Annotated in this window: 4 protein-coding genes and 2 pseudogenes; 5 read left to right on the forward strand and 1 reads right to left on the reverse strand. The window is 55.8% G+C overall.

Translation table 11 applies throughout. The features are described from left to right. Positions 1 to 284: 284 nt before the first annotated feature. Positions 285 to 1,466, reverse strand: coding sequence for an NO-inducible flavohemoprotein (gene hmpA, locus B6V73_RS20130; protein ID WP_088718354.1), 1,182 nt, complete (start codon positions 1,464 to 1,466; stop codon positions 285 to 287). A 155-nt stretch (positions 1,467 to 1,621) separates the two neighbouring features. On the opposite strand from hmpA, the gene B6V73_RS20135 reads away from it, so the two are divergent. The 5 genes and pseudogenes from B6V73_RS20135 to B6V73_RS20155 form a co-directional block, all read left to right on the forward strand. Next, entirely contained in the window at positions 1,622 to 2,047 is a 426-nt protein-coding gene (locus B6V73_RS20135; protein ID WP_075777003.1) for an Rrf2 family transcriptional regulator, read from the forward strand. A gap of 28 nt (positions 2,048 to 2,075) precedes the next feature. Continuing rightward, a pseudogene (locus B6V73_RS21275) lies at positions 2,076 to 2,685 on the forward strand (DDE-type integrase/transposase/recombinase); the annotation flags it as partial. A gap of 416 nt (positions 2,686 to 3,101) precedes the next feature. Then, positions 3,102 to 4,208 (forward strand): glycosyltransferase family 4 protein, encoded by a 1,107-nt coding sequence (locus B6V73_RS20145; protein ID WP_088726298.1) that lies wholly within the window; start codon positions 3,102 to 3,104, stop codon positions 4,206 to 4,208. A 133-nt stretch (positions 4,209 to 4,341) separates the two neighbouring features. Beyond that, entirely contained in the window at positions 4,342 to 5,121 is a 780-nt protein-coding gene (locus tag B6V73_RS20150) for a glycosyltransferase family 25 protein (protein ID WP_088726299.1), read from the forward strand. A gap of 295 nt (positions 5,122 to 5,416) precedes the next feature. Next, positions 5,417 to 6,073, forward strand: a pseudogene (locus tag B6V73_RS20155) (transposase); the annotation flags it as partial. Between the last annotated feature and the right edge of the window lie 110 nt (positions 6,074 to 6,183).

Raw genomic sequence — 6,183 nt, forward strand, 5'->3', positions numbered from 1 at the left:
CGCAACGGGAGCCGCAGAGGCGAGAAGGCCGAGGAGGGCGATCGATTTGAGGCTATAGGTCATAGTAGTCTCCTTCCATTTCATGCGCCGACCATCGGCCGGCAGGAGGAGAACACGGGTGAGGTAATTGCCGTTCCGCGGGGCGAAAAGGGTCGGAAGAACCCTGCCCAAACTTCGATTATCGTGAGCGCGATCACGCCGGACAGAGACCGACATTCCGATTGATAACTGGAACCACGGGGCGCGTGCCCGACGCTCGTTCTTCAGAGCGCCGGGCCGCGTTGTCAGCCGATCTGGGCGGCTGCGGGGCCAAAGAACTCGTAGTGGATCCGAGCGTCCGGCACATTGGCGGCCTTCAGGCCCTTGACCATCTCCTGCATGAACCCGGTCGGGCCGCAGATGAAGTAGTCGGCCTTTTCGGCATCGCTGATCTGGACCAGCCAGCTGGGATCGACACGTCCGGAATGCACACCGTTCGCAACATCAGTCTCTTCCGGCGCCTCGTAGAAGACATGGGTTTCATGTGCCTTTGTACGGGGCGTATTGCTGAGCGCATGGGTTTGACCATTCCGGGTGGCGTGGACATAGACCATCCGCAGATCGCCGCCGCCGTAGCTCTCGAGCATCGAGATCATGGGCGTGAGACCCACCCCGCCCGACAGAAGCACGATTTCCTGCTTGCCCTTCGGATCGAGGAAGAATTCGCCGGCGGGCGCGGCCACGTCGAATTCGGCGCCGACCTCGACCGTGTCGTGCAGCCAGTTGGAGATCCGCCCGCCAGGTTCGCGCTTGACCGTAATCCGGTAGGACTGGCCATCCGGCGCCGAGGAGATCGAGTAGTTGCGACGATATTCCTCGCCCTCCGCAGGGGTGAAGCGGAAGCTCAGATACTGGCCGGGGCGATGCTTGAGAACCGGCATGCCGTCAACCGGATAGAGCGTGAAGGACGCGATCTCGGAGGTTTCCTTCTCTTTCGCACCGACCCTGAAGCGCCGCCAGCCACGCCAGCCGCCGTCCTGCTCTTCCGCACCGGCGTAAATCTGTTCCTCGCGGGCGATCAGCGTATCGGCGAGGAACCAGTAGGCTTCGCCCCAGGCGTTCAGAATTTCAGGCGTGGCGGCGTCTCCCAACACTTCCGCGACAGCCCCGAGCAATGCTTCGCCGACATGCGGATAATGCTCGGGGAGAATCTGCAGGCCCACGTGTTTTTGCGCGATCCGCTCCAAGGCGTCCGCGAGGACGCCGGGGTTCCGGATATGGGTCGCATAGGCCACCAGGGCGCCCGCGAGCGCCTTGTGCTGCGGCGAGTTGCCATGCTGATGCGACATGTTGAAGAGCGCGCGAATTTCGGGAGCGGCCAGCAGCCGCCGATACATCACGGGCACGATCTGATCGACGTGTTCCGCCACGACCGGCGCAGTAGCTTCAATGATCGCGAGTGTTTCTTCCGAGAGCGGCTTTGCCATTCCTGTCTCCTAGGCTATAAAACATACCAACAAGACGCATCTATTTGCTCAGCCATTAAGATGCCAATCACAGGTATGTTTTTCCCGTGCGACATTCTGTCCGGACTCGTGGTACGAGACGGGTCGCTGAGGAGGCTGCATCAGGAGAAGTGCGAATGCGCTTGAACGACACCACGGACCTCGCCTTGCGGGTGATGATCTACGCCGCTTCGATGAAAGACCGACGTTTCACGATCGATCAACTCGTCGAGGCCTATCGCGCACCACGCAGCACCATGATGAAAGTCGTCAACGCGCTGACCCGGGGGGATTTTCTGGTGGCGCAACGCGGACGCTCCGGCGGGTTGGGACTTGCCCGGCCAGCGCAGGAGATCGGCGTGGGGACGATCGTGCGCCACATGGAGACGGATTTCGACCTCGTGGAATGTATGCGCAGCGGCGGCGACTGCACGATTACCGCCGCATGCCGCCTCATCGCGCCCTTGGCCGAGGCGCGCGCAGCGTTCCTGACGACGCTGGACGCCTACACGATCGCCGATATCGCAATCTCTCCGCGCGATTTTGGCCTCGCCGCGTCGTGACGCGAATGGTCAGGCATGACCGTCTCCTGGTTGCGAGTGCCGGAGGCAGAGCAAGCGGGTAAAAGCGAACCTGCGCAATGACCGCCAGGAAGTTGTCGCTGCGAATGGTGTTTGGGTGATGGATTTCGCTTCGCGGACCTTCGGTTCGTTCACGATCAGCTCGCGTTACCCAAGAAACTGCGGTTTCTGACCATCGTCGACAGTCATTCACGTTACTGTCCAGCGAGGGATGTGCGGTTTCGGTATCGCGGTGAAGATGTCGTTCATACGCTTGAACGGATTTGTAGCAAGCTCGGCACCCAAGAACGATACGGGTCGATGAGGGCCGTGAGTTCATCTGCCGCGACCTCGATCTCTGCGCTCATGCCAGGCCGGTCACCGTGGGCTTCTCACGGCCCGGAAAGCCAACCGACAACGGCTTCATCGAGGCTTTCAACAGCAAGCTGCGGGCCGAGTGTTTAAACGCCCTTCGCCACTGTCGCTCGGATCAATGGCGCAACATTGGCACCTTCATGAGCCTTGCGGATGCCGCGGAAAACTGGAGGATCGGCGCAAACACTACAACCAAGCCACGAGTGAAGCGCAGGCTTGGCAATTTTCAGAGACAGCCTCTCGACATTCATCTGATACCTCCCTAACTTTCGAAGCTGCAGACATCGAAATAGGAAGCGCAAGTCCATGAAATCAAAGGGAGAGGTGCTTGACGGCGCCTGCGCAGACCGTCAGGCAAAGACGCTCTACCGAGATTTTCGAGAGCAAATTTCCGACTGATCTAAGTCAGTGAAATCCTGCGACCTGGAAGATGAAAGCTCTGTACCGAAATCTCAGAAGATATCGAGCGGGCACCGCCCCTTGATGATGCGATGAAAAATCTGGCACATCCACCACACCGTAATTGATGTGCTTGAAAAATGCGGAAAGTAGCTTCGATTAGTCAAGCAGGAAGACAGAGCGTATTTGGCAATAAGTACTACCCAAGCCCGTGTGGCACCTGCCAATATTAGCTCACTCACACAAGCTGCTTACGTATCGGTGTTGATGTCAGGGCGCCCAAATGAAAAAATCGACAGCTAGCCTATATGTTACGAACTTCAAAAAAAGGTTCACAGGCGTATCTTCAACTGCGGCAGCGGTGTTACGGCAGCAGCAAAATTTACTGAATGTAGCGCTTGTTGGTTACGCATTGCCGAAATGCGCAAAACCGATTGGTTTTTTCCGCGCTCTCTGGGAATGTCGCGAGCCTCCTGCCGGACGCGAATTTTCAATTTGGCACACACGGCGAAACATTGAAATGCAACTTGCAATATTGGCCCGAGATGTCCTGCGCCTGCCAATAAGAATTGTTTTCACCTCAGCCGCACAACGTCGCCATTCAGCTTGGCCACGCTGGCTAATTTCACGGATGGATGCGGTAATTGCAACAACTGAAGAGGCCGCCAAATATGTGCCTAATGTGGTTGCAGTAGTGCCTCATGGAGTGGATACGGAGCACTTCTTACCCGCCCAAGAAGAAAGCTATAAGCGCAAGTGGAAAGAACTGCAACTTCCCGGGGAATATGGGATCATAACGGTGGGGCGCGTGCGTCCAGAGAAAGGCACGGACCTTTTTATCGACGCTATGATTACCGCGCTTCCGGACCTGCCGGGAGCTTGCGCTATTGTTGTCGGAACGGCGAGACCCGAACACCAAAAATTCCAGGAAAAAATAAAGAAACGTGCTGAAGCAGCTGGGCTTTCAAGCCGGATTGTTTTTTTGGGAGAAGTCGACCCTGACAAATTGCAGCAGATATTGCAGGGATGCCGAGCGCTCGTGGCACTCCCCCGTTATGAAGGATATGGGATGACGCCTCTGGAAGCCATGGCTACCGGACTTCCAGTGATTTTGAGTGAGACCGGCTACTTCAAAGAGTTCGTGGGAGAAAATGATACAGACACCGGCTCATGTGGCGCGGTTGTACCAATAGAGGGCGCCGAATTAGCAGCAGAGGCTCTAATAAGAATTCTCAAAGACAAAGACTTATACCATCAAAAATCGATAGCCGCCAGAAAAAGGGCCGTGCGAAAATTTAGCGTAACTTCCGAAGTGAATGCGATAAATTTCGTTTACGAAGACCTATGGTCCCTTGCCGACAAAAATAATAAGATCACGCGATCGAGTTAACTTATATACGCTAAAGGTTGGGTCCTGAAGCGTTTCAATCAGATCTTCGATTTGAACCGGCATCCCAATGGACAAAAGGGCGAGATTGAGCTAACAGCAAACCAGACCAAACGCTCGGAGCATGCTTACGCCTATGTACTGCCTGGTAATTAATTTGAGCACAGCGACCGCGCGCATGTCATTTATGGCCGATCAGCTGAACAGGCTGAAAATACCTTTTCAGAGGATCGATGCATTCACGCCAGAAATGGTAATGAATTATGAGAATTCGTTTGAATGGTCAAGCTGGGAGCGCCCTCTAAAAGACACTGAGAAAGCATGCTTTTTAAGCCATGTGGAAGCGTGGAAATTTGCCGCGGCACAGGATAAAAGCACCCTCATACTAGAAGACGATGCGCTTCTTTCCAATCAGACGCCCAGTGTCCTAAATTCGATTGACGAGATCGAAGGCATTGAGCATGTGACCCTTGAGGTACGGACGCGCAAGAAAATCGTTAGTAAGATTGGGCGCGCGATCGGGTCCAAGCACCAACTACTCCGCCTCTATCAAGACAGGAGCGGCGCTGCTGCTTACGTGATTTCGCCTTCTGGGGCGCGAAAACTTCTTGCGCGGGCGTCCAAAGAGGTCGCCCTCGCTGATGCGCTGATCTGCAAAGCCTATGAATTGAAAAGCTTTCAAGTCGAGCCGGCTTGCGGCGTGCAGCTAGACCGCGCGGCGGACTACGGCATTACAAATCCTTTTAATACCGTCTCTCAGATAGACTCAGGAAAACCAACGCCGATAACCAAACAGGCCTCTGGCTTTCGCGCCCGTCGGATCGGTGCGCAGCTCCGCATGGCCGCTCGCGCCCTAAGGCACGTTGGAATAGCTGAACGGCGTGAAATTCGCCTAGACCCCGCGCATTTCCTCTAGGACTGACTTCGTCAGGCTTTCCACCACCGTTTTTTTCGCGCCGGTGCAAGCGGCGCACCCGATTGAAAACCCTTTTCTCAATTTGGAACCTACGCCAAATTTCATTGGGAACCGGCCCCGCAGGTTCGCCCGCCGAAGAACGGATGCAGCCGCCATACCATGTGACCTGCCACGGGATTTTTCCTCCACCATCGATTAGAGTCCGACCCAACTCTGCTCTGCCCCCTAAAAATTGGACCGTTTGAAACTGGAGTTTTCAGTTAAGCTCTCCTGGCTGGGAGAGGAGCGGAAACGCATGAAAGCATCGAAGTTCACGGAAGCGCGAGACAGGCGTTCATTCTGAAGCAAGGCGAGGAAGGCACATCAGTTGCCGAGATTTGTCGCAAGGCTGGGATCGGGCAGTCGACCTATTTCGCCTGGAAGAAGAAATACGGCGGGTTGTTGCCTGATGAGATGCGTCGGCTGAAGCAGCTTGAAGATGAGAATGCACGACTGAAGCGGATCGTGGCGGATCTCACACTTGACCGTCAGATGTTGTGAGACATGTCGTGCGGCGAAAACTCTGAAGCCGGAACGGAGGCGTGAACTGGTTCGCGGGATGTGCGCAGACTGGGCGGTCTCGATCCGCAGGGCATGTGGGGCCCTGAGGTTCGACCGCTCAAGCTACCACTACAAATCTCGCCGCACAGATCCGGCAGAGCTGAATCGGCGGATCAAAGAGATCTGCGAGACGCGTGTGCGCTATGGTTATCGGCGTGTCTACGTCGTTCTCGACCGGGAGGGTTGGGATGTCAGCATCAGGAAGGTCTACAATGTTTACAGAGCCTTGGGGCTGCAACTGCGGAACAAGACGCCGAAACGAAGAGTAAAAGCGAAGCTGCGAGATGACCGCGCTGACGCCGTTGGTCCGAACGATGTTTGGGCAATGGATTTCGTTCACGATCAGCTCGCCTTGGCTGCCTGCTCCCCTTCGAGTCCGCGTTTATAGGTTAGCTCTGTTCAGGGTTTGGTCCTCTTTCGACCTTTGGTGATACTCCCACGGGGTGAGCCCGTCGAGGCTCG

Source organism: Thioclava sp. JM3, from assembly GCF_002213185.1.
GTDB lineage: Bacteria > Pseudomonadota > Alphaproteobacteria > Rhodobacterales > Rhodobacteraceae > Thioclava > Thioclava nitratireducens.